This is a genomic window from Brevibacillus sp. M2.1A, assembly GCF_013284355.2.
Taxonomy (GTDB): domain Bacteria; phylum Bacillota; class Bacilli; order Brevibacillales; family Brevibacillaceae; genus Brevibacillus.
In genome coordinates this window covers 3825450-3847705 of record NZ_JABSUY020000001.1, presented here as the reverse complement: position 1 = coordinate 3847705, position 22256 = coordinate 3825450, and the positions used below count along the sequence as shown (strand labels likewise).

General features: G+C 45.2%; 24 protein-coding genes and 1 riboswitch. Of the genes, 17 read left to right on the top strand and 7 right to left on the bottom strand.

The genetic code is table 11. The features are described from left to right. Nucleotides 1-7: 7 nt before the first annotated feature. Nucleotides 8-164: riboswitch (cyclic di-AMP (ydaO/yuaA leader) on the bottom strand. A gap of 84 nt (nt 165-248) precedes the next feature. Further along, a complete protein-coding gene (locus HP567_RS18465; RefSeq protein ID WP_229088073.1) occupies nt 249-593 on the bottom strand; it encodes a rhodanese-like domain-containing protein in 345 nt (114 codons plus the stop codon). A gap of 430 nt (nt 594-1023) precedes the next feature. Between HP567_RS18465 and HP567_RS18460 the strand changes: the two genes are divergently transcribed. After that, the gene (locus tag HP567_RS18460; protein ID WP_007729289.1) at nt 1024-1227 is read left to right on the top strand and encodes a cold-shock protein; all 204 of its coding nucleotides are present in this window, start codon (nt 1024-1026) and stop codon (nt 1225-1227) included. Nucleotides 1228-1393: 166 nt separating this feature from the next. Here HP567_RS18460 and HP567_RS18455 read toward each other — a convergent pair whose 3' ends face one another. Further along, nucleotides 1394-1765: a hypothetical protein gene (locus HP567_RS18455; protein WP_229088072.1), complete on the bottom strand. Its 372-nt coding sequence runs from the start codon at nt 1763-1765 to the stop codon at nt 1394-1396. A gap of 207 nt (nt 1766-1972) precedes the next feature. Between HP567_RS18455 and HP567_RS18450 the strand changes: the two genes are divergently transcribed. The 10 genes from HP567_RS18450 to HP567_RS18405 all read left to right on the top strand — a co-directional run bounded on the left by HP567_RS18450 (nt 1973) and on the right by HP567_RS18405 (nt 11812). After that, nucleotides 1973-2695, top strand: a complete 723-nt coding sequence (locus HP567_RS18450; RefSeq protein WP_173607713.1) for a 2-phosphosulfolactate phosphatase — start codon at nt 1973-1975, stop codon at nt 2693-2695. Nucleotides 2696-2775: 80 nt separating this feature from the next. Continuing rightward, nucleotides 2776-4365, top strand: a complete 1590-nt coding sequence (locus HP567_RS18445; protein WP_173607712.1) for a catalase — start codon at nt 2776-2778, stop codon at nt 4363-4365. Between the two features lie 142 nt (nt 4366-4507). After that, nucleotides 4508-5083, top strand: coding sequence for a TetR/AcrR family transcriptional regulator (locus HP567_RS18440; RefSeq protein WP_173607711.1), 576 nt, complete (start codon nt 4508-4510; stop codon nt 5081-5083). A gap of 76 nt (nt 5084-5159) precedes the next feature. After that, nucleotides 5160-7274: a regulator gene (locus HP567_RS18435; RefSeq protein WP_173608356.1), complete on the top strand. Its 2115-nt coding sequence runs from the start codon at nt 5160-5162 to the stop codon at nt 7272-7274. A 335-nt stretch (nt 7275-7609) separates the two neighbouring features. After that, nucleotides 7610-9520: a putative bifunctional diguanylate cyclase/phosphodiesterase gene (locus HP567_RS18430; protein ID WP_173607710.1), complete on the top strand. Its 1911-nt coding sequence runs from the start codon at nt 7610-7612 to the stop codon at nt 9518-9520. Nucleotides 9521-9678: 158 nt separating this feature from the next. Continuing rightward, a complete protein-coding gene (locus tag HP567_RS18425) occupies nt 9679-10137 on the top strand; it encodes a GreA/GreB family elongation factor (RefSeq protein WP_047068594.1) in 459 nt (152 codons plus the stop codon). Between the two features lie 113 nt (nt 10138-10250). After that, nucleotides 10251-10475, top strand: a complete 225-nt coding sequence (locus HP567_RS18420; RefSeq protein ID WP_173607709.1) for a hypothetical protein — start codon at nt 10251-10253, stop codon at nt 10473-10475. 270 nt (nt 10476-10745) lie between these two features. Then, complete coding sequence (locus HP567_RS18415; RefSeq protein ID WP_173607708.1) at nt 10746-10934, top strand: alpha/beta-type small acid-soluble spore protein; 189 nt, start codon at nt 10746-10748, stop codon at nt 10932-10934. An 82-nt stretch (nt 10935-11016) separates the two neighbouring features. Then, complete coding sequence (locus tag HP567_RS18410; RefSeq protein ID WP_173607707.1) at nt 11017-11196, top strand: hypothetical protein; 180 nt, start codon at nt 11017-11019, stop codon at nt 11194-11196. 73 nt (nt 11197-11269) lie between these two features. Next, a complete protein-coding gene (locus HP567_RS18405) occupies nt 11270-11812 on the top strand; it encodes an NAD(P)H-dependent oxidoreductase (protein ID WP_173607706.1) in 543 nt (180 codons plus the stop codon). A 28-nt stretch (nt 11813-11840) separates the two neighbouring features. Here the strand turns inward: HP567_RS18405 and HP567_RS18400 are convergent, their stop codons facing one another. After that, nucleotides 11841-12563 (bottom strand): EAL domain-containing protein, encoded by a 723-nt coding sequence (locus HP567_RS18400; protein ID WP_173607705.1) that lies wholly within the window; start codon nt 12561-12563, stop codon nt 11841-11843. Nucleotides 12564-12786: 223 nt separating this feature from the next. Between HP567_RS18400 and HP567_RS18395 the strand changes: the two genes are divergently transcribed. The 6 genes from HP567_RS18395 to HP567_RS18370 all read left to right on the top strand — a co-directional run bounded on the left by HP567_RS18395 (nt 12787) and on the right by HP567_RS18370 (nt 17966). Continuing rightward, nucleotides 12787-13401 (top strand): superoxide dismutase, encoded by a 615-nt coding sequence (locus HP567_RS18395; protein ID WP_173607704.1) that lies wholly within the window; start codon nt 12787-12789, stop codon nt 13399-13401. A 13-nt stretch (nt 13402-13414) separates the two neighbouring features. Next, nucleotides 13415-14074 (top strand): helix-turn-helix transcriptional regulator, encoded by a 660-nt coding sequence (locus HP567_RS18390; RefSeq protein ID WP_173607703.1) that lies wholly within the window; start codon nt 13415-13417, stop codon nt 14072-14074. Between the two features lie 190 nt (nt 14075-14264). Further along, on the top strand, nt 14265-15143 hold the full coding sequence (locus HP567_RS18385) for a hypothetical protein (protein WP_173607702.1): 879 nt from the start codon (nt 14265-14267) through the stop codon (nt 15141-15143). A 99-nt stretch (nt 15144-15242) separates the two neighbouring features. Beyond that, nucleotides 15243-16028, top strand: a complete 786-nt coding sequence (locus HP567_RS18380) for a CsxC family protein (protein ID WP_173607701.1) — start codon at nt 15243-15245, stop codon at nt 16026-16028. 295 nt (nt 16029-16323) lie between these two features. Beyond that, on the top strand, nt 16324-17523 hold the full coding sequence (locus HP567_RS18375; RefSeq protein ID WP_173607700.1) for an MFS transporter: 1200 nt from the start codon (nt 16324-16326) through the stop codon (nt 17521-17523). 77 nt (nt 17524-17600) lie between these two features. Beyond that, the gene (locus tag HP567_RS18370; protein ID WP_173607699.1) at nt 17601-17966 is read left to right on the top strand and encodes a MerR family transcriptional regulator; all 366 of its coding nucleotides are present in this window, start codon (nt 17601-17603) and stop codon (nt 17964-17966) included. 47 nt (nt 17967-18013) lie between these two features. On the opposite strand, the gene HP567_RS18365 is transcribed toward HP567_RS18370, so the two are convergent. The 4 genes from HP567_RS18365 to HP567_RS18350 form a co-directional block, all read right to left on the bottom strand. Next, nucleotides 18014-18772 carry an SDR family oxidoreductase gene (locus HP567_RS18365; RefSeq protein ID WP_173607698.1) on the bottom strand — a complete coding sequence of 253 codons (759 nt, stop codon included), beginning with the start codon at nt 18770-18772 and terminating at the stop codon, nt 18014-18016. Nucleotides 18773-19280: 508 nt separating this feature from the next. Beyond that, nucleotides 19281-19982: a LutC/YkgG family protein gene (locus HP567_RS18360; RefSeq protein WP_173607697.1), complete on the bottom strand. Its 702-nt coding sequence runs from the start codon at nt 19980-19982 to the stop codon at nt 19281-19283. After that, complete coding sequence (locus tag HP567_RS18355) at nt 19969-21468, bottom strand: LutB/LldF family L-lactate oxidation iron-sulfur protein (RefSeq protein WP_173607696.1); 1500 nt, start codon at nt 21466-21468, stop codon at nt 19969-19971. Before HP567_RS18355 ends, HP567_RS18360 begins: the two co-directional genes overlap by 14 nt. Then, nucleotides 21465-22199: a (Fe-S)-binding protein gene (locus HP567_RS18350; protein WP_173607695.1), complete on the bottom strand. Its 735-nt coding sequence runs from the start codon at nt 22197-22199 to the stop codon at nt 21465-21467. The genes HP567_RS18355 and HP567_RS18350 overlap by 4 nt, the downstream gene beginning before the upstream one ends. Nucleotides 22200-22256: the final 57 nt, after the last annotated feature.

Below are 22256 nucleotides of genomic sequence, written 5' to 3'. Positions count from 1 at the left end.
TAAACAAATCTCTCCTTTTTTTGGCCTACGAGGTTAGTTGTCGGATTCGGATTGAGGAAACAACCCTACGCCAGTTCGGCGATTCACCCCAATGTGGAATAACTCATCCACAAAAAAGTCCCCCGCACTTCCTTTTCAAGAGGAAGTCTCGGCTTATTTCGTTTGGCATGAACAACGATATCAGACAATCCCAATCGAAATAAAGGAGTAATATATGGCAACTAGCTAGAATCGTTGATAAATTAGGCTCATTTCGCTTTGTTTGATTGTTCCTTCCATGCAGTTAAGCCGCCTTCCAATGCATTCGCATGAAAACCATGCTCACGAAGCAGAGCCGCAGCTTTTTGAGCTTTATTACCTGTTGTACATAAGGTAACGATCTGCACATTTTGCGCGAGTTTTTCGGTTTCTTCATCAAGTGGCTTGTCCTGTTCCTTCATAAGAAGATAAGGGACGTTTCGCGCCGACGCGTTTTCGTGAACGAGGCTGCCGGAAATAAATTTCTCGGAGTCGCGTACGTCCAATAAAAGTACAGGCACTTTCTTTTCAAGCATTTCGGATAATTGAATGGTTGTCAAAATATGATTTTCCAATGTAATCCCTCCCAATCCTATTGTAACAGAGTACCGCTTCGTCCAGAATAAGGCTGAACGGTTGCTTTTATTGGACAACCATGGTAGAATGAGGTTGCTACTTGAAAAATTGATACCTAATCATTCATCGAGGTGTTTGTATGCTGATGGATAACATTTTTGAATCCCCGATTCACACTGGCGCGGTCATCGGAGCCGCAAGGATGGAAGAGAGGAAGGGCTTTCATTGTTTTAGGTTTTCAAAAGGTTTAGTTTTTAATTTTGCAGTTCCGTCCTATGACATTCATATATTTGCTAAGTAAGTAAAATTCACATATCATGAAGGCGTATCACAGCACATGATTTGGTATTTCTTCATGATATGTGAGCTTTATTTGCTTCGGTAAATATGACTAGCATATTCAAATTGAATTTTTGGAGGTTTTTTTAGATGCAAACGAACGGAACAGTAAAATGGTTTAACGCAGAAAAAGGTTTCGGTTTCATTCAAGTAGAAGGCGGAGACGATGTATTCGTACACTTCAGCGCAATCCAAGGTGACGGTTTCAAAACTTTGGACGAAGGTCAAAAAGTTCAATTCAACATTGTTCAAGGCAACCGTGGCCCACAAGCTGAGAACGTAGTAAAACTGTAAGTCTCCTTTTAAAAGAAACTGTCCTTTCGAGGGCAGTTTTTTTGTCGTAGAACATAGAAGTAAAAAGGCGTTGGGATAGTCCCCAGCGCCTATTCGTGCATGCGAATCATTAAAAAAGGAACTATGGCGTCCCACCATAATTCCTCATTTTCTTCCTGCAAAATAGTTAAATACAAGTTTCGATATCGACAGTTTGGAATTGACTGTCAAGAACGGTAAGACCAACAACTTGACCGCCGCCGATAGAAGTACGGCCATAAGTGGTGAGAAGGACATTTCTGTTGTTTTCTGCTACGGTAAGGCGAACTTCATAGTGGAAAGAAGCGGGGACAAGCGCATTGAAAGCAGTGCGAGTATTCGCAGGGATAAATTGCGTAATGTCAAGCAAGGTGCTAACTGGATTCGTTTGCGTAACGGCGTTACCCCAGTTCAATACTTGCACACGTACTTCAACCTCTTCTGTGTTCAGGTTTACCAGGTCGAGGTGAGCAGTGACAGCTCGGGCGAGGTTATTTTGCAAAATACCAGTCGTTCTCACCGTATTTCTTCTTGGGCGTCTGTGATTTCTGCTTTCAGTATTACCTTGATCGTCGTCGTATTCGATTTCAGACATCCATGTTCACTCCATTCTTGTGTAATCTAGTGGGACAATAATACGATATTGTTTCTTGTCTTGATTTGTAACGGCGAACGTAAGGGGACGAGTAACTATTTTTGATAGAGGACGGTGGAGGGTTTGGGAGAAATGCCTGTATACAAGCAACTAGACTATACGGCTCGATTTGATTGGGGATACGAAGGGGTGGAACAGGTCGGAGCAGCATCGGATATGATCGTTATTATCGATGTACTCTCGTTCAGTACGTGTGTAGATATCGTAACGGGACGTGGGGGTATCGTCTATCCTTATCAGGTACAGGATGAGTCAGCCATTGCATTCGCCAAACAAAAAGCAGCGCTGCTCGCTGGAAAACGCGGCGAACCAATCTCCCTTTCGCCAGCCTGTCTGAAAACGGTTCCGGTGGGAAGTAGAGTGGTGTTACCCTCACCAAACGGATCGACCTGTACCGTGTTGGCAAAGAAAACAGGGGCGAGGGTGGTCGCTGCGTGCTTGCGTAATGCGCTATCCGTAGCCAGATACATACAGCAGCAGAAAGGAACGATAACGGTCATTGCTTGCGGTGAACGGTGGGGAAATGGAGCATTGCGACCCGCTATTGAGGATATGATTGCGGCAGGTGCGCTGCTTCACGAACTAGAGGGGTATCGTTTGTCACCAGAGGCTGAAATGGCGGTGGCAGCCTTTCGATCCACTCAAGGTCTTCTTCCCGCTTACTTGCAGAAGTGTGCTTCCGGCCAAGAACTGATCAGTATGGGCTACCTGGAAGATGTCTCACTGGCAGCGGAATGGAATCAGAGTGGCTCAGTTCCAGTGCTTAACGATGATTTTGCGTACGAAGCGATTTAGTCTTTTCGCATAAAGAATCCCTCATTCGGTAACCATGGTTATGAACCACACATGAGAAAAACTGGACAGGGAGGATTCATATGGATGACAGCAGAAAGTCCATCAACCAGGCAGAAGAAAATATCCTGACGAATCGTCAAGGCCATCCGATCACAGACAACCAGAACTTGCGGACAGTTGGAAATCGCGGGCCAACCGTTCTGGAGAATTACGACTTTCTTGAAAAAATCACGCATTTTGATCGAGAGAAAACACCTGAACGTGTCGTGCATAGTCGAGGTGCAGGAGCACATGGCTTTTTTGAAGCGTATGGAACCGTAGGTGATGAGCCAGTTTCTACATACACGAGGGCGAAGCTGTTTTCGGAGCGTGGGAAAAAAACGCCTGTGTTTGTGCGTTTTTCTACGGTTAATCATGGCACGCATTCGCCCGAAACATTACGCGACCCACGTGGGTTCGCGGTGAAGTTTTATACAGAGGATGGGAACTGGGATCTGGTTGGCAATAACCTCAAAGTTTTTTTCATTCGGGATGCGATGAAGTTTCCTGATCTTGTACATGCATTCAAGCCTGATCCTGTCACAAACATCCAAGACGTGGAACGGATCTTTGACTTCATCTCGAACACGCCTGAGGCCATGCATATGATTACGTTTTTGTTCTCCCCGTGGGGAGTACCAGCGAACTATCGGCAAATGCAAGGCTCTGGCGTAAATACGTACAAGTGGGTAAACCATGAAGGCAATGCGGTCCTGATCAAGTACCATTGGCAGCCGTTAGCGCAAGGGATTAAGAATTTGACACAAAAACAGGCGGAAGAGATCCAAGGGAAAAACTTCAATCATGCCACACAAGACTTGTATGAAGCGATTGAGCGAGGAGAATATCCAGAGTGGGAATTGTGCGTCCAGATCATGAGTGATGACGATCATCCTGAGCTCGATTTTGATCCGCTTGATCCAACGAAAATATGGCCCGATGATCAGTTCCCGTTTCTTCCGGTAGGCAAAATGGTTTTGAACAAAAACCCGGATAACTATTTTGCAGAGGTCGAGCAAGCAGCTTTTGGGACAGGTGTTTTAGTGGATGGACTGGATTTTTCTGATGACAAGCTCCTGCAAGGAAGGACCTTTTCTTACTCCGATACGCAACGCTATCGGGTCGGCGCCAACTATTTGCAGCTTCCGATCAACGCGCCCAAAAAGCATGTCGCTACCAATCAGGAAGGCGGCCAAATGCTGTATCGAGTGGATCGGACGCAGCGGCATATTAACTATGAGCCATCAACGATTGGCGGATTGCAGGAAGCCAAGCAAGCAGCTCCTGATCATCAGCCAGAAGTGGAAGGGAAGGTCGTTCGTCAAAAAATTGATCGCACCAACGATTTCAAACAAGCGGGAGAACGTTATCGCCTCATGGAAGACTGGGAAAGAGAAGACCTCATTGCCAATCTGACGGATGCACTTCTCTCCTGTGATCCTCGTATTCAAGAGAAAATGCTTGGCTACTTCTCGCAATGTGACGAAGAGTACGGTCAGCGTTTGAAAGCTGGAGTTGCACAGGGCAATGGCGGAAATAGCAAAGGGATGGGCGGACCGATGGGGGCAACAAATCCTGGAGCGGCTGTCAAGGAAGCAGAACAACAGTCCCGTCCGTCCAAGCCTTACTGATGACCCGTGAACAACATTACTGAATGAACAGTGGAGCTTTGCTAAATCCATGGCAAAGCTCTTTTTGTATCCTGTTGCAATTTTACTTAACAATCAGTAGGCTAAAACGTATCGGATTGATTTACCAAAGGAGACGTCATTCATGTCAAAAGATAATAAAACACATCAACATATTGTAGATGCAGCCTTTCAATTGTTTGCGGAGCATGGGATTGAAAAGACAAGTCTAACGATGATTGCTACTGAAGTAGGGATCACGAAGCCTGCGATTTACTACCACTTTGCATCAAAGGAAGCACTTCTCGATTATTTGTTTGATCAACTGTTTGGAAACTATACATTCTCCCATTTTTTCACCGTTACAGATTTTACAGCTGACAATTTCGCGGAACTCCTTATCGAAACTGGGTTGAAGCTATTGCCGAGCGAGGAAGAGGATTATGCGGTTTTACGTGTCTTCAATCAATTTCTGCTGTCTGTCAGTCAAAAAGAGAAGTACCGAGACAAGCTGCGTCTGATGCAAGAAGATTTTTTGCAGGGCTTTACCTCCTTACTGGAGCGAGGGATAGAGTTAGGTGTCGTCAAGCCTGATCGTGTCGTAGCAAAAGCTCATATTCTATCACTCGTCGTCGATAATATCAGTAATTACATGCTGATGGGAATTGAGCTAGATCAGAGGGAAATCTGGACTGAAACAGTGGGAAGCGTACTAAAGTAATCGAAAAACAGTGACGCAATTCGAGTTGCCAGCGTCTTACAATTGTTTACATTAGACGATGGCGAGGAGATTCATGATGGTTCGAAAAGAGAAATGGGTAGCACTGTTGAGCTATACCGCGGTACTCTCCCTATTGACGACGGGTGGGGTCTTTGCTGCATCCCCTGCGAAGGTAGCTTCCCATAAAGTAGAAGCATCGGTTGATGCGAAGGGCAATACCGAGGAGAAGCTACAGGCTTGCAGTCAAGATAATGCGAAAGCGGATCTTTCGAGCATAACGACGAAATCCTGGAAACCATTGGAAAACAAGCCGGTACTGGAAGGGATTACTTCGATTGCAACAGGCGTCATTTTTGATGAAGCAGGCTATGGGTGGAGGCCAGGCATTTCTTATGCCTTCACCAGGGATGGGGAAGTGTGGAAATGGGGCTTTCAATCTGACAAGAAGTATGAACCGTACAAGCTAGCCGGGATCAAAGATGCTAAGCAAGTCATGACGGATTATGTCCTCACGAGCGCCGGTGAAGTATGGCAGATCGATGAGAAGAAAGCACCAGAAAAACTGGCCGGTCTGGATAAAATCAAGAACATTCAGCAGATCGACCTTCATGACGGCGTACTCTTTTTACTGAAAGAAGACGGTACTGTATCGAAATGGGAAAAAGGAGCGAAAGCAGCCGAAAAGGTGACGAAGCTCTCGAATATCCGTGACATGTATAGCTCAGCTTTTTCCTTGTTTCTAGTAGATGACCAAGGGAAACTGCTTTATCTCGATGGCAAATCCGGAGAGCTGAACACAGAAAATCTGCAGGTCATGGATATCCCCGGGAAAGTCAAACAGATAGCCATCGATTATACGGATCGCGCCTTGATCCAAACAGAAAAGGGCGAAATGTACAGCTACAATGCAAAAGAAAATGAAAAAGTAGTGCGTGCTGCTCATGCAGATGGTGCGATGCGGATGGCAGTTGGCGGAGAAGGATTGTATTTGATCGTAAAAGCGGACGGAACGGTTTGGGGTTGGGGACATAATACCCTTGGAATGATCGGTGCGAATCTGGATAATGATCTGGAGGAGCCTGTCAAAATAGCAGGTCTTTCAGATATTACAGACGTAAAAGCTGGTACCGACCATGTGATTGCTCTCGATAAAAAAGGAAACGTCTATTCATTTGGCAGCAATATGACAGGACAGCTGGGGAGAATTCCTGTTACCTTTGACAAATGGACAGAATTTGGCGAATTACGTGATGTAAAACAGGTAGTAACTGAGCTGGATCAACCGTACTTCGTTCGGAAGGATGGTTCTGTATGGAGTTTTGGCGCAGATCGAGTGCCATATGAAGTGAAAGGACCTACCAAAGTAAAAACGATGGATACTATCCTGGATTCTCCGGTTACCTTGAATGAGAACGGACAAATCCAGTTGTGGACCAGTAAATTTAGCAATTGTGAGACATTGGCGTTGCCTTCTCGCATCAAGGATTTTGTTGGTGGGGAGGAGCATCTCTTATTGCGTACGGAAGATGACCAATTCCTGACGGTAGAATTCAGCTTCGATTCCGCAGAACGCGGAGGGGTATATGTCATCACGAACTTGCGCCCACAAAAAGTGGAAACCCTCCAAATTGATTCAAAAATGGCAGCAGATGTGACCAAGCTTTATGCTAATCTTTATACGTTTTTTGCTGTGACGAAAAATGGTCAGGTATTATACGCAGAACGGAAGAATGATGAGCCGTTCACTTCATTTGCGCAAATAGCAGGTTTGGAAGGTATTCGTGAGCTAGCACCTGAGTATTTTGTCCGTTATACAAAGGATATCGCATCAGTTTGGGCAATCAATGATGCAGGCAAGGTTCAGGAAATTCAGGTTTACCCTGAGAGCGAAGGAAAAGATGCAGGAGCAATCAAAGTGAAGCTGGAATCCAAATCGGAAGAAGGCATTGCCATGATGAGCGGACGTTTGCGAATTACCCAGGATGGGCAAATATTCGAACATGATTGGGAACCACTTCAAAAGCAAAAAGTGGCGGCTCCCGTTAGACTAATTTCCTCCTCGTACAACTATGCGATCGAAGGACCAGGCTCGCATTATCATGTGCTGGTTACTGAAGATGATAAGATCGTATTAATTGGCAATAATCCATACGGAAAAGGTGAGCATCAACCGGGTATGGTCAGACAATAAAAGACGGGAAGAGATGGCACAGTGGGAACATTCATTTTCCACTGTGCTTATTTTTTGCCGTTTTTAGAATGAAGGTGATCTGGCGAGATGATCCAGCGACAGCGGAGCAAATAATTGAGCGTTTAGCTGACGCATTTGAAAATCATGAAAAAGTAGCGGGAACATTCAAGTCTGTACATAAATCGTCCAGACTTTTTCCTTTTCACCGAGAGGGAGATTCATCATTGCCATGGATAAACATGGGAGGACAATGTAGAATTATGTCGAATGTATATTTGTGAATAAGCATGAGCCTATACGCACGTTGGTTCTATGGAAAAGGAGAATCTATGTAAATGCAGAAGTCATCAAATTCGTCCAAAGAAAACAGCGCTGCATGCTGCCAACCGTCGAATTCGCCGGCAAACGATTCTGCACGGATATTAATAGAAGGAAACACCGAAGTTATCGCACAAATGAACATGATTAACTTGACGGAAGAGGATTTGCAGTTAATCGCAGCGTTTCGCCCTGTCATTGAGACTGAAATTGAGCAGATTACTTCTTCTTTTTATGAATCGATTCTCCATGTGGACTCTTTGAAACAAATTGTGATGGAGCACACTACCGTTGAACGATTACGTCAAACCTTAAAAAATCATTTAATCGAGATGTTTGACGGCCGGATCGATCCTGCCTTCATTGAAAAACGCATGAAGATTGCGATGGTCCATCGAAAAATCGGGCTTCCTCCCAAATGGTACATGGGTTCTTTTCAAAACCTATTAGGTACACTCATGCGAATAATAGATGATCGGAAAGACGTTTATCCTGACTCAAAAAAATTGGTTCATGCTATTACAAAGCTGCTCAGCTTTGACCAGCAATTGGTTTTGGAGGCTTACGAAGACCAGACACGTATGCTGGAGCAGCGTGCCAAGTCGATGATCGAATATCAGGCGTTCCACGATGAACTAACCGGCTTGCCGAACAGAAGAAAGCTCCATCAAGCCTTGCAGGAGGCGATTGGCAGCAATAGCGAACAGGGTACGCGATTTGCGGTGCTGGTACTGGACATCGATCGTTTTAAAATGATCAATGATTCTTTGGGCCATACGTACGGGGATCGCTTTTTGCAAGAAGTGAGTGATCGGATCAAAAAAAGCGCGGAAGGATTCGATGTGACGATTGCCCGTATGGGTGGTGATGAGTTCACACTGATCTGCCAAAATGTCGAAGATGATCACGAGTTTTCGACGTTGGCTGATCGGGTGGTCAAGGAAATCGAGATCCCCTATCTCTTGCAGGGAAAAGATTATTATGTCTCGGCGAGTATTGGTGTCGCGGTGTATCCCGATCATGGATGCAGTGAGGAGCAATTGCTCAAAAATGCTGATGCTGCCATGTACGAAGTGAAGAAAAACGGGAAGAACGGATTTCAGTTTTTTACCAATGAGCTCGATGACCAAGTGTTGATGCGTATTGAACTGGAGAGGGATTTGAGAAAAGCGGTAAAGAATGACGAGCTGGTTTTGTACTACCAGCCACAGATTCAAACGGGGATCAATCAGCTTATTGGCGTGGAAGCGCTCGTCCGATGGAATCATCCGACAAAAGGAACCCTGTCACCTGGCGTGTTTATCCCGATCGCGGAAGAAACGGGCTTGATCTTTGAGATAGGCACGTGGACATTAAAGGAAGCCTGCAAGCAAATGAAAAAATGGCATGAGGCGGGTGGACCCTTGATTCCCGTTTCAGTCAATCTGTCCTCTCGTCAGTTCCACCAACCCAATCTCGTAGGCTATATCCGACAAATCCTTGTGGAGACTGGACTCGAACCGCAGTACTTGGAATTGGAAATAACGGAAAGCATGATGATGGACGCAGAGCTTTCCACAGAAATTTTAAAGGAATTGCACGAATATGGCGTGAAAATTAGTCTGGACGACTTCGGAACAGGTTACAGCTCGCTCAGCTACCTCAAGCTGCTACCCATTCACAAACTAAAAATTGATCGTTCGTTTATTACAGATATCACGATGAATCCGAGTGATCAGGCGATCGTCGCAACGATCATTTCCATGGCGAAGCATCTAAACATGAATGTCATTGCGGAAGGAATCGAGACGCAGGGACAGTTAGATTTTCTCACAGAGAATGCTTGTAAGGAAATCCAAGGGTATTACTTTAGCCACCCACTACCCGCAGCGGAAATGGAAGAAGCACTCTTCATGCCAGTTCGCGAGCGTTTTGACCATCCTTTGTAAAGCATTTCTAAACAGTCGATGGAATCATTTTGAAATTATTGATACAATGATAAGAGTCCCTTCGGGGGCTATTTTTTTAAGGAGGGTTTTTCCGATGATGAAGAACATTACGCTCATCAAACATGTTTATGAAAAGCAACTAGGGGGTGAAATCTACTATGAACCCTAGTATTTTGAACGGCACCAGAAATCATCTGATCAACCAGCTTGTCTTTTTTGACGAGCAGTATTCACTTTTTTACGATCAATATGTACGCAATTATGGGAAAGAAAAGCAAGCCATCGATGAGATTGTCGAGCGTTACAAGCAAACACTCGAAAGCCTTTTGGCAAAAGAAGACAGCGCACTCTTTCAATCGCTTAAAGCAATTACGTTATTAGGCAGCAGCGTTAAAGTGCTATTTGAAGAAGATCAATTTGAGGAGTCATTTACTGTGGTTTATCCCACAGACATTGACCCGGATAACAACAGAATTTCATTCTTATCGCCTATAGGCAGGCAACTGCTGCTAGCGGCTCCACACGATTCTGTTGTGCTGGAGAGCCCTGTTGGCAGGCAACAGGTGCAGGTTCGGGAGATAAGCTTTACATATATGGGGGGATTCTCGTCACCTTAGGAATCTACCCATCACAAAGATCATGTGAGAAGACACTAACACGAGGTTAGTGTCTTTTTGTCCATTCTAGTAAAATACAAGAAAGGAAGCTGTGGATACAGGAGGGAAAGACGATGAAAATCATAGCCTGTCCAACATGTGAGCAAGACGTGCAATGGGATATGAATCGCCTGCAGAAGCTTGGGGAGCGATGGGTGATGGCTTGCGAAAAATGCGGTGATCAGTGTTTCAGCGTGTCAGAGGAAGAAAAGGAAATGATTCTTGGAGGCATACGATTGACGGAAGAGTATGTACCGGATATCATCAATGCTTATTCGACTGTTATTCCTCGTAAGTAAATGCCACTCGAATACTTCGAGAGTCTGATTGTTTTTAGGGATGATGATTGCTCTGGTATGTCATACAAAGAAAGAGATAGGTGTGGAGCATCGTATGGAAGAAAAAATTACTCTAATATCTACAAGAATCCATCTAATATTGAAGATGAAGAGTTAGTCAGTTGGGCTATAGATCTCGATTAATCGACAATCGGAGCATGTTTGAATACACTACCATAATCTGCACATACTACCATTCACGAAAACAATCAAAACCTGAGGTGAACAGCAATGGCACGTTCGAATTCCCTGGTGTATGGACAAGCTCGTGCACTATTAGATCAATTAAAGTACGAGATCGCTGCTGAATTTGGAGTCGAGTTGGGAGCAGATACGTCAGCACGCCAAAATGGCTCTGTCGGCGGAGAGATGACGAAGCGTTTGGTACAATACGCGGAACAGCAAATGTTTCGACTGTAATCCCTCCTTGTGAGGGATTTTCTTTCGCTTACATTTGACCGAAATATCGCGTATAGGATTTTCTCCTACTCATGCGTATCTCATGTTGACTGTTAACGAAAAGGAAAAGGTAACCCCGACTCAATTGGCGCAAATTCTTCACATGACGCCATCAACGATTACTCGTTTTGTCGATCAGGTAAAATCAGTCACACAGATGATTCACGAAACAGTCGAAATGCTGGAAGGGAGCAAGTCGGAGTCTGGATTCCAGCATTTGTAAGGTGCGGGATAGTTGACAGTGTCCTAGACTTTTGTCAATTTGTATGTACAAACCAAATTTTTGGAGGATTTCCATGAAAACTCTCGTCATCGCAGTACACCCTACCATGTCTCAATCTCGAATCAATCGAACATGGAAGGAAAGAATACAACAAGAAGAAAGTGTAACGGTTCACGATTTATACGCTGCCTATCCGGATTTTCAGATCGATGTTGAACAAGAGCAAAAGCTGATGCAAGAGCACGATCGTATCGTCTTTCAATTTCCGCTTTACTGGTACAGCACACCGGCCCTGTTGAAACAGTGGCAGGATGTTGTGTTGACGTATGGTTGGGCTTACGGATCTGAAGGAAACAAGCTGCATGGAAAAGAGCTTCTCCTCGCGATTTCTACGGGCGGACCCGAGGAAGCTTATCAACGTGATGGATACAACTACTATTCCATCAGCGAATTGATCAAACCGTTGCAAGCGATGGCAAATTTAACGGGAATGAAATTCTTGAAACCATTCTTATTCCAAGGGGTATCGGGGGTTTCGGATGAGCAAATTCAACATAGTGCAGAAGAATATGTTGCTCATGCACTGAACGCTTCCTTGGAGCTGATAGGAAAATAGTCAGACACGAGAGACGATGAGAAAGTTATCATCGTCTTTTTTGTGTTGCTTGAAGTGGTTCGGGGTACCCCAGCAAAAAACCTTGACCTACAGGTACCCCAAGTGCCAAAGCGACAGCTAAGTCCTCTGGCTCCTCGATTCCTTCCAGTACAAGCTGAATATGATCTTGGCAGTATTGGACGAAAAGCGAGACGAGCTTTTGCTTATTGGGCATGGAGGACAGTTGATTGCCGAAGTATCTGTCGAGCTTAACGATATCTGGTTCATATTCCACGATCTTTTTTAATGACGCGGCACCTGAGCCGACATCATCTAATGCGATCAGGAACCCATGCTGACGCAGCTCACGTATTTTTTTCCCCAACAATCTTAACTCCCACATCTTGTCTTCTTCATTGGTCTCATTGATTTCCAAGACTATTCGACGGTTCCACGATCCAAATAGGCCCTCGGTAACAAACGATAGGAAAGCGGGGTTCACCAACGTAGAAGGAAACACATTGATGAACAAATATGGGGCATGATCGTTGAAAGTCACATTCGTAAAGTAAGATTCAATCGCTTTTTTCATCGACATGGTATCCCATTCAAACAAGTGTCCTTCTTCACGAGCTTTTCGAAAAAGGAATTCTGGTGAGTGCTGTGTAGAGGAGCGAAGAAGTGCTTCGTACCCGAAAAAATGTCCTGTCGCCAGATGCACCAGGGGCTGAAAAACTGGATATGGCGGTTCCTTTGCCAATACGACGTTCATGGAATCATATTCCTTCCTGCACGAAAGATTTTACTTGAGGAAAAATTGTTTCCTTAAGGAAAGATGATTTGTCGATATTTTACAACAGAGAGGTGTTGTTTGCAATGCAAGCCTCATGTGAAATAAATTTTGCATGAAGGAAACAAATTTGGGTGTATACAAAATATTTTTCATCTTGTAAACTAGGCTTGTAATCGACAATCAAGATTGGAGGAAATAGGAAATGGAAGCCTTTACGTTACCGGAACTGCCATATCGTTATGATGAGCTGGAACCTTACTTGGATGCGAAAACGATGGAAATTCATCACGGAAAGCATCATGCTACGTATGTGGCTAACTTAAATAAAGCCTTAGAAAACCACTCGCAGTTCAGGAATGCCTCGGTCAAAGAACTAATCAGTAACTTGCAGGATATCCCGGAAGACATTCGCATGGCAGTTCGAAATCATGGGGGCGGGCATTATGGACACAGCTTGTATTGGTCGATCATGAGTCCCACTGGCGGCGGGAAACCAACAGGGGATATTGCGAAAGGAATCGACAAGTATTTCGGAAGTTTTGAGAAAATGAAGGATGAATTGACAAAAGCATCTGTCAGTCGTTTCGGATCAGGATGGGGATGGCTCGTCGTCAACGGAGACAAGTTGGAAGTGATGAGCACGCCTAATCAGGATACTCCTTTTATGGAGAAGAAAACGCCTATATTGGTCGTAGATGTGTGGGAGCACGCGTATTACTTGCAGTACCAAAATAAACGTCCTGATTTTGTCTCTTCGTGGTGGAATGTAGTCAATTGGGAGGAAGTCAATCGTTTGTATAACGAAGCAATCCGCTAAGGCAGGTCCATTAATGAACAGACACGCAGTTTATTTTCAAGAACAGGAAAAACGTCGAGAAATTTTGGTGTTGCTTAAGAAGCGCCGTTCGGTCGATGTCCAGGAACTGTCTAAATATCTCGGCATAACAAAAGTCGCAGTACGTAAGCATTTAGATGTTTTGCATAGGGAACGGTATATCGAGTCTCGATTGGTTCGTCAGCGAACAGGCAGACCAGCCTATGTGTATCATCTATCGAATACTGCTGAACAATTATTTCCGCGTCACTACAGCGAGTTGGCTACAGAGATGCTGACGGGCATTCAGGATTTGTATGGGGAAGCTTTTGTCGATCAATTATTTGAGAAGCGGATGGCACGGATGTTACAAAACTATCGGGAGGTAATGAGAGGACAAGGTTTTGACCAGCGAGTGAAAACATTGGCAAGCATACAAAATGAAGAAGGATACATGCCTCACTTAGAAAAAGTCGGGGATGGTTTGTATACGCTTGAAGAAGCGAATTGCCCTCTCTTACAGGTAGCTATTCGCTATCGCCAAGCATGTCGATGCGAGCTCTCCTTGTTTGAGTCGCTAGTAGACGCGCATGTAGAGCGTACTTCGTGTATGGCGGAAGGTCAAGTAAAATGCCGTTACCTGATTAAAGAAAAGCTCAGCAATGAAGAATCGTAGGTAGCAAGACATCCGTTACAAGGGCGGATGTCTTTTTGTTGTAAGCAAGGAGTTGATTGGTCGGTGATTCATAATTTTGCGGGTTATGCGGGATAAGGTTTGCCATGGGAAGACGAATTGTATACCCAAAGGGCAAGTGTCTATACAACCAGACGGGCGATCACGTATGGATAAAGAGAGGCGTATTTTGATGGAAAGGAGTGAGGACATGCCGATCGACAAGAAAAATCCTAAGAATAAAAGACCAATGCCAAACCAGCGAGGCTCCTTGCAAAAGTCGAGAGCATCACTCCCGCTCCTCTTTGTCGCACCGAAGGAACAGATGCGGTCTCTGGAAGGTGCCACAGATAAGCAGAAAATGTATCGCTCCAAGAAACCAAAGGGCAAGCGAAAACAAGCACCTCCACCTCCGGTCAAGCAGATGACTACCGAACAAGTGCCACCTGTTGCAGCTACGACCCCACCCCCTATGAATGCCAAGGATCGTACGCAAGAAAACAACAGTTCTCAACAAGAACTGATTCAAGCAAAAGTAGTCTACGTTGAAAACGCGGGTCAATCGTTCATGCAGGTTGCTTTTTTAGAAGAAATTTGGGACGTAGAGTGGGTACATTCCTTACGTGTCCCCTGGAAACTCGAGTGGAAGGAAGTGGAATGCCAAAGTAAGATCCATATCCAGCACGTTCGACACGATGATAGCAAAAAGATTGTCTGGCTGTCAGGTGAGTTGGAAATCAAGGGGGTGGGGGTCACTGTCCATTCGCAAAAAGTAGAGCATGAAACGATTCGCATACCCTTTACTTCTACAGTATTACGCCCTTCTTTGCCCAAAGAAAATGTAGGAACAAGCGCAATTCTTCTCACAGCACCAGCTTGTCCGACGAATAGATGGGTAGAGACAGGGGACTGGCAAATCAACCTCACAGCAGATCCTCTCACCCATTCGCAATCAGAATGGAAGGAGTTCAGCGGCTTGGCAACCATTAGCGGTCGTGTATGGTGGTATCGGAAGCAGCTGGTTCCCGTTCCGCCTCCATACATAACGAAAAAGGTAAACAGTCTTTTCTAGAAAAAAGGGCAGATAACGCTTGGCATCAGCCAAATCCATATTGTGTCTAGTCCATATAATATAAAGAGAGTAGGTGGCTGATAAAGGAGTGAGAGTAAAATGGGTATACATGGCGATGGCTGTAAATGTGGTCAAACTCAAGTGACGCAAAACAGCTGTACAGTGGAAAATGCCCGAGTGTTCGGAATGGCTTCAACCGAAACCACTTTTCCTAAAACGATTAAAGTACCTGTAACGTTGGCAGAAACGGCTGTTGTCGTATGTGTCGAGGCTAATGTCCATTTAGAGAGGCCTGCCCTTGAGATCATTCGGGTATTGAAGAGTGTCATTCTGGAACAATGTGAGCTGGTTCCCACATTTAACCCGCTGTCTGCAAAGCTGTTCGTCAGCGGTTTTATTCGAAAAAATATCGAGTACACCACAGTCGATCAAGTAACGGGAACTGCTGTTTGCGGTGATGTACGACATACAACAGCACTGATACCATTCGATTTCTGTACGGATCTGACCTTTCCTGCTACAGGACCGACTTTGCAACTGGCACCAGATTTCGAGTCACACGGAGAATATTTGAATAAATCAGGTCACGCGGCAAAGATTAACGTAGGTTTGTTTGGCAACCGAAAAGTTTACAATGAGAGACCGTATTGTGAGCTGTTATTCACGGAATTCACCGAATTAGATATCGGTTTGGAAAGTAAGCGGTGCAAGGACACAACCAAAACATTCTCGACCGTTCGTGAAAAAATCGTTCTGCGTATTGGTCTAAAAGTTTTGCAGGATCAACAAGTTCCTATTCCAACGACCCCACCACCGACACCCCCACCAAAACCGACATTTCCGCCACCTTGCAAACCGATATGTCCACCTAAGAAAAAATGGTAGTAAAGCTGTAGGAAAAGAAACATAGAAGAAGGGCAGATGAGACTTCCGGTAGCGTGATTACATGCTGACTGGTAGTCTCATTTTGTTAGGCGTGATAAAAAATGTTAAATATGAAATGAAACGCAGGAAGTAAGTGAGGTCAGCTGTGACGATGGATGGAAAGGATTTATTTAAACAAAGCGACAAACAAAATCCGTTACGGAGCATAAACTCTCCGTTCTCAGGTAGTAGCGGTCACGCATTTCTCTTACGATTTTGATGAAAAGCGTGCTCTATGGAAGGAGAAGGATGTGCGATGTTTCGAATCCGTTTTAGTATATTTTTGAGTGTATTTGTGGCGATGGTGGGATTGATGATTATTGCTCCCGTAATGCCGCCGCTTATCCGTGAATTAGGCCTCAGTGAAATTCACTCTGGCATCATTATTTCACTCGGTTCAATTGCAATGGCTGTGATGGCACCTGTCTGGGGGCGGTTAAGCGATCTGAAAGGAAGGAAAGCTGTCATTGTCATTGGTTTTTTCGGAATGTTTATGAGTTATGTCCTGTTCACAGCGACCATGTATGCAGGATTATCACAGGTAATAAGTGGCGGGCTTCTCGTTGGATTGCTCATTGTGGCACGCGGATTGATCGGTATGTTTATCCCGGCAGTTCCATCTGCTGCGCAGGCGTACATAGCGGATGTAACTAACGAAAAGGGTAGGGCGGCAGGAATGGCTTTAATCGGTGCAGCCAATGGGATGGGGCTTGTTCTGGGTCCAGCGATTGCTGCAGCCTTTGCACTGATCGGTCTGATTTGGCCGTTATACATAGGCGCACTGTTGCCGCTGGTCGCATTGGGCATCGTGTACTTCTTGATTCCGGCTCAAAAACCCATCATTCACGAAAAACCTCCCAAGGTGAGTCCTTTTCAAAAAGGCCTTCCCCTATATTTGTTTGCCGGTTTGGCAACGATGCTCAGCATTATCACCTTACAAGTCGTTGGAGGGTTTTATTTTCAGGATCAGTTGTCTTTAACAACAAAGGAAACCGCCAGAATGTTATCAGTAGGACTTATGATTTCTGGCATAGCGATGATTGTCACACAAGGACTACAAATGAAAAATCCTAAATGGCAACCAAGATCACTCATACTTTTCGGGGCGGTGCTCTTAATCATCAGCTTGTCTCTCTTTCTTTTCTTCATCCATGTGATCGTCTATGCCGCGGCATTTTTCTTGTTTGGTGTAGGAACTGGGCTCATGATGCCAGGATTTATGGCAGGAGCTTCGCTTGCCGTTGATCATGAACAGCAAGGAGGAGTTGCGGGGCTTGTGGCATCGGTCCAAGGAATTTCCGCTGTCATCGCACCGATTCTCAGCACAAGTCTTTACCAGTTGAATAAGTATCTGCCTTTTGCCGTAGTAGGTTTATTTGTGATGCTGATGGGAGCAACATTGCTTTTCGTCAAAAGCAGGTCAAAGATCAACGAAAATACAAGAATAGATTCGTAATCAAAAACGATATGGATACATTGACATTCTGGCATATAATTGGGATAGCAATTTCTTACGAGGAGGATCTATGCTCCGTGAAAATAAGCGAATTATCCCAATTAACGAATGTCAGTACCCGGTCGATCCGTCATTATGAAGAAAAGGGCTTGCTACAGGCAGAACGACTGGAAAACGATTACCGCTATTTTAATGAATCGGCAGTCAAACGTGTCAAAATGATTCAACTGTACTTGAAGCTGGGGTTGACCGCAGATGAAATCAGGACGGTCTTCAGAGGGGAAGTGGCAGCTCCCGACGATTACGAATATTGCGAGGAAATGCTGGCGATCTACGAACAAAAGCTCAGAAAAGTGAACGAACAGATGGAGGCACTCCAAGAGTGGAAGAAAACGCTGGAGAGGCAAATAGCTATTACACGTGGTAAAAAGGTTACGAGTTAGTTCATGGTCACGGCCCCGAAGCGATCAGCTGCTCCGGGGCCGTCTTTTTACAAGGAATGCAAGTTTTGCCCGATGCCACCATCCACAGTTAGCCTCGCACCAGTCGTAAAGGTAGCGTCAAAGGCGAGGAAAAGCACCGCTTTCGCCACTTCTTCTGACGAACCATGACGTTTCATGGGTGTAATCTTGTCACCAAGCTCCTGGAAGGTAACGCGTTCTGCATCCGTGAAACCGGCAACTCCCATGGAAGGCGTATCAATGAAACCGGGACTCACGACATTGACGCGAATACCCTTGTCTAGCAACTCCACCGCAAACCCGGAGGCCAAGGAACGCAATGCCGCTTTAGATGCACTGTATACGCTCATGCCAGGGTAGCCGCCTTCATCCGCTACGGAAGATGTAAATACGATGGAACCTCCTTCATGAATTAGCGGCGCCAAGCGCTGGACGGTGAAAAATGCCCCTTTCGTATTTACCTCAAAAATCCGATCGTAGGTCTCTTCAGTGACTTCCAAAAACGGTTCCAGAATAGAAGTACCTGCATTCACATGGAGAAAATCGATCTTGCCAAAATGCTTTTCAACATAGTCCCCGAATGCTTGCACATCCTTCATGCTCGATACATCAGACACCACAACATGTGCCCGTTCGCCCAGCTCACGTTTTGCTTCCTCGGCATTTTTTGGATTACGACCAGAGACGATGACCTCGGCGCCGCCTGTCAGCAAAGCTTTTGCCACAGCCAAGCCCATACCATGTGTTCCTCCAGTTACGACTGCTTTTTTCCCTGTGTAGTAGTTCATTTTTGTTCCTCCTTGAGCGAATGAGATCTCTTTCTGGATGTAGTCTAAACGTTCACGCTAATGTGAAAGTCAAGGGCTTATAGAAAAAAGAGCGGTTCATCCCTCATGAATACGGAACCGAAGTCGTAATTTTTTCTAATTTGATCCTACCTATGCTTTTCATATCTTTGTTAACGCTTGGCTGTTGGGAACAAACGTGATGAGAGAGGAGAGCTCGCACGCCAAAAGAGGTGTACCATATACAGAAGCACTGGATATTCCATTTACAGGTAATCGTCAACAGCTTTTATGATACTCCTAAGGCGGAGAAAACCTTCTAATTCAGAAAAGTAGCTTTGAGATTAATGGGAGCATGATAGAAAAGGGGGAGGCGAACCCCCACCCTTCTGGTGGTTCGAACGATGGTGGCCAGTTGAAAATTCGCGTTTACGTCTCTGGAGAACGTCTATTCAATAAAAAGAGAAGCGAATATAAGTACCTTCCATCGGACGTTCGTCTGTGATTCCATTTATCCTTTGATCTCTTCTTCAAGGATAAGTGCGTGAACAATTCCTGGACCATGAACGCCAATAGTTAAGTCGTTCTCAATATCGGCGGAACGGCTGGGACCGGAAATAAAGTGAACGCCCGCAGGCATTTTGCCGTCATTCCATTTGTTGATTTCCTGTAGAGCTTCACCCATACGTGTTTTGATATTTTCAGTTCGAATGACAGCCATAAAAATGGTGGGTAGCAAGCTGAGAGAGCGGCCTTTTGACGCTGCCGAAGTCATCACGACTGTGCCAGTATGGGCAATGGCAAAATCTGCAATAGAAATCCCAATATCAGCATGCGCCGCTTTACTCAGCAAATCAGATTCTTCCTGTTTCCGCCATATCGTCATCTCTACACCATTGAACGAGCTGTCCTGGTACATGCTTTGAAAAAGGACGTGGTCTTCGTGAATGATTCGTTTTGCTTCAAAGGTTTGGACTACTTCAGCGATATATGAGCAAAGAGCTTCTGGAGAAGAAAAGCGTTTAGCGACACCACCAAGCATCTCCCAATTTTTAATAAATAGGTCTATTCTTTCATCAGAGCTGAGATGGTACATTTTCCAAAAGTCCGGAACACCGCGAACGGGTTGTGGGGGAGGAGTGGTCATCCGGTTTCTGCCTAACCGATTTGCGATCGTGTTGAAGAATTGTGCTTCTTTTTCACTGTGACTCATGTGTGTTCCCCCGTTTTTTCAGGATGTCGGTTAGACGATCTTTCATTTCCGGACCCATTTCCTGCAATTCAAACTGAAGTTCAGTGTCAAGCGCTTTCCACGTATCCCGGAAGGAGTGTTGGGCAAGTTTTGGTGCGTAACGATAGGTATTCCAACCCTTTAAAGGTCCGATTTTGGCTGTGATCACTCCACCTTTGACAAAAGGCTTTTGTCCCAGTTGGCTGATTCGCAGAATTCGACGGAACAGTCTGTGGTTGGAAGAAATAAATTTAAAGGCTTTCATTCCCAGTTGTTCCGCTTTCTTTGTCAAAGCTTCTTCCACATTTCGTCTGCGTTGGTAGACGAGCATATCATGCAGCGGTATTTTAACGGGACAGGCTTCATAGCAGGCCCCACATAGGCTGGATGCATTCGCCAATTCCTTGTCTTCATGCAGGAGAGGAGTCAGTACGGCGCCAATCGGACCACTGTACACCCAACCATACGCATGTCCGCCTACATGTCGATAGACAGGGCAAGCATTTAGACATGCTCCGCAGCGGATGCAGTTTAAAACCTCCTGAAATTCGGGATCTCCCAGCTGCTTTGAACGGCCGTTGTCAATAATTACTACGTGTAACTCCTCTGGTCCGTCGGAGTCATCTGAGCGGCGAGGCCCATTTATCAACGACATGTATACCGTCAGCTTTTGCCCTGTAGCGGCACGCGGCAGCAAGGTAGCCATTACTTCAAGGTCTTCCAAAGAGGGAATGATTCTTTCCATGCCCATGAAGGTGATCTGTGTTTTAGGAACCGTGCTTACCATGCGGGCATTTCCTTCATTGGAAAACAATGCGATGGAGCCTGTTTCCGCGATAGCAAAGTTGCATCCGGTCATCCCAATCTCGGCTTCAAGGAATTTCTCCCGCAGCTTTGATCGGGCAAAGCCTGCCAGAACAGCAGTATCTGCTGGTAAGCGCTTTCCAGCCACGTTTGAAAATAGCTCTGCTACTTGCTCTTTGTTTTTGTGAATGGCGGGAATGATTATATGGGAGGGAGTCTCACCGGCGAGTTGAATAATATATTCTCCCAAGTCCGTTTCCACCACTTCGATTCCATGTTGTTCAAACACTTGATTAATATGCACTTCTTCAGAAAGCATCGATTTTGATTTGACAACGGATCGAGTATGTTTTTCTTTCACGATATTCATTGTGATTTCTATAGCTTCTTTGGCATCAGAGGCGAAATGTACATGCCCACCTAACGCTCGCACATTATTTACGAACAGCGACAGGTAGTAGTCTAAATGTGCAATTGTATGCAGGCGAATCTGCCGTCCTTGTTCACGCCATTCTTCCCAGTTACCCAACTCGTCAGTTGCTGTAACTTTGTTTGTTCTCAGTCTTTCTGTTGTGAATTTTACGGCATTTCGTAAAAAATTATCGTTTAGTGCAATTTGTGCGCGTTCATTTAAAGTTGCGGTTGAGGATGTTTTTGCGTTCATACCCTCTCTTTCACTCCTTCATACAATAGCTCTGCCAGATGCATTACGCGAATCGGATGTCCCTCATGGTGCAAACGTCCGGAGATATTTGTTAGGCAGCCCATATCAAGGCCGACCAGGACCTCTGCATTGGTTTCCAGCACATGTTCTGCTTTTTCTGTAACCATCGCACCGGAGATGTCGGAGACCTTTATGGCAAAAGTTCCTCCGAATCCGCAGCAATCCTCCGCGAAAGGAAGGGGCACAAACTCCAAACCTTTTACCTGGGAGAGCAGAATATGAGGCTCGTCTTTTACGCCAAGTAAACGGCTACCGTGGCAGGAGGGATGATAGGTGACGCGGTGGGGGAAGAGGGCACCAATATCGGTCACCCCGAGCACATGAACAAGAAACTGCGAGAACTCATAGCTTTTACCAATGAGATCATGAGCAAGTGCCAGATATTTCGGATCTTCTTTAAAAAGAGTAGGGTAGTGGTGATGAATCATCCCGATACAAGAACCGGACGGAGCAACCACAAAATCGCTGTCTGCAAATGTATGAATAATTGTTTTTGCTCCTTCTCTAGCGGTATCCCAATACCCGCTGTTAAAAGCTGGTTGGCCGCAACACACTTGCCGTTCGGGAAAATCCAGCTTGATGCCATATCTAGCCAGAAGTCGTGCCATTGCTTCGCCCACTTCAGGATAAAAAGCATCCGATAGACAGGTAATAAACATTGATACTTTCATTCATCCAGCTTCCTTTCGAGTTTATTAGCCATCATGTTCCATCCAAATATATGATCA

Bases quoted from the DNA above. Each gene is read 5' to 3' on its own strand.
- HP567_RS18460 (WP_007729289.1), top strand. From the start codon at position 1,024: ATGCAAACGAACGGAACAGTAAAATGGTTTAACGCAGAAAAAGGTTTC.
- HP567_RS18450 (WP_173607713.1), top strand. From the start codon at position 1,973: ATGCCTGTATACAAGCAACTAGACTATACGGCTCGATTTGATTGGGGA.
- HP567_RS18445 (WP_173607712.1), top strand. From the start codon at position 2,776: ATGGATGACAGCAGAAAGTCCATCAACCAGGCAGAAGAAAATATCCTG.
- HP567_RS18440 (WP_173607711.1), top strand. From the start codon at position 4,508: ATGTCAAAAGATAATAAAACACATCAACATATTGTAGATGCAGCCTTT.
- HP567_RS18435 (WP_173608356.1), top strand. From the start codon at position 5,160: ATGGTTCGAAAAGAGAAATGGGTAGCACTGTTGAGCTATACCGCGGTA.
- HP567_RS18430 (WP_173607710.1), top strand. From the start codon at position 7,610: ATGCAGAAGTCATCAAATTCGTCCAAAGAAAACAGCGCTGCATGCTGC.
- HP567_RS18425 (WP_047068594.1), top strand. From the start codon at position 9,679: ATGAACCCTAGTATTTTGAACGGCACCAGAAATCATCTGATCAACCAG.
- HP567_RS18420 (WP_173607709.1), top strand. From the start codon at position 10,251: ATGAAAATCATAGCCTGTCCAACATGTGAGCAAGACGTGCAATGGGAT.
- HP567_RS18415 (WP_173607708.1), top strand. From the start codon at position 10,746: ATGGCACGTTCGAATTCCCTGGTGTATGGACAAGCTCGTGCACTATTA.
- HP567_RS18410 (WP_173607707.1), top strand. From the start codon at position 11,017: ATGTTGACTGTTAACGAAAAGGAAAAGGTAACCCCGACTCAATTGGCG.
- HP567_RS18405 (WP_173607706.1), top strand. From the start codon at position 11,270: ATGAAAACTCTCGTCATCGCAGTACACCCTACCATGTCTCAATCTCGA.
- HP567_RS18400 (WP_173607705.1), bottom strand. From the start codon at position 12,563: ATGAACGTCGTATTGGCAAAGGAACCGCCATATCCAGTTTTTCAGCCC.
- HP567_RS18395 (WP_173607704.1), top strand. From the start codon at position 12,787: ATGGAAGCCTTTACGTTACCGGAACTGCCATATCGTTATGATGAGCTG.
- HP567_RS18390 (WP_173607703.1), top strand. From the start codon at position 13,415: ATGAACAGACACGCAGTTTATTTTCAAGAACAGGAAAAACGTCGAGAA.
- HP567_RS18385 (WP_173607702.1), top strand. From the start codon at position 14,265: ATGGAAAGGAGTGAGGACATGCCGATCGACAAGAAAAATCCTAAGAAT.
- HP567_RS18380 (WP_173607701.1), top strand. From the start codon at position 15,243: ATGGGTATACATGGCGATGGCTGTAAATGTGGTCAAACTCAAGTGACG.
- HP567_RS18375 (WP_173607700.1), top strand. From the start codon at position 16,324: ATGTTTCGAATCCGTTTTAGTATATTTTTGAGTGTATTTGTGGCGATG.
- HP567_RS18365 (WP_173607698.1), bottom strand. From the start codon at position 18,772: ATGAACTACTACACAGGGAAAAAAGCAGTCGTAACTGGAGGAACACAT.
- HP567_RS18360 (WP_173607697.1), bottom strand. From the start codon at position 19,982: ATGAGTCACAGTGAAAAAGAAGCACAATTCTTCAACACGATCGCAAAT.
- HP567_RS18355 (WP_173607696.1), bottom strand. From the start codon at position 21,468: ATGAACGCAAAAACATCCTCAACCGCAACTTTAAATGAACGCGCACAA.
- HP567_RS18350 (WP_173607695.1), bottom strand. From the start codon at position 22,199: ATGAAAGTATCAATGTTTATTACCTGTCTATCGGATGCTTTTTATCCT.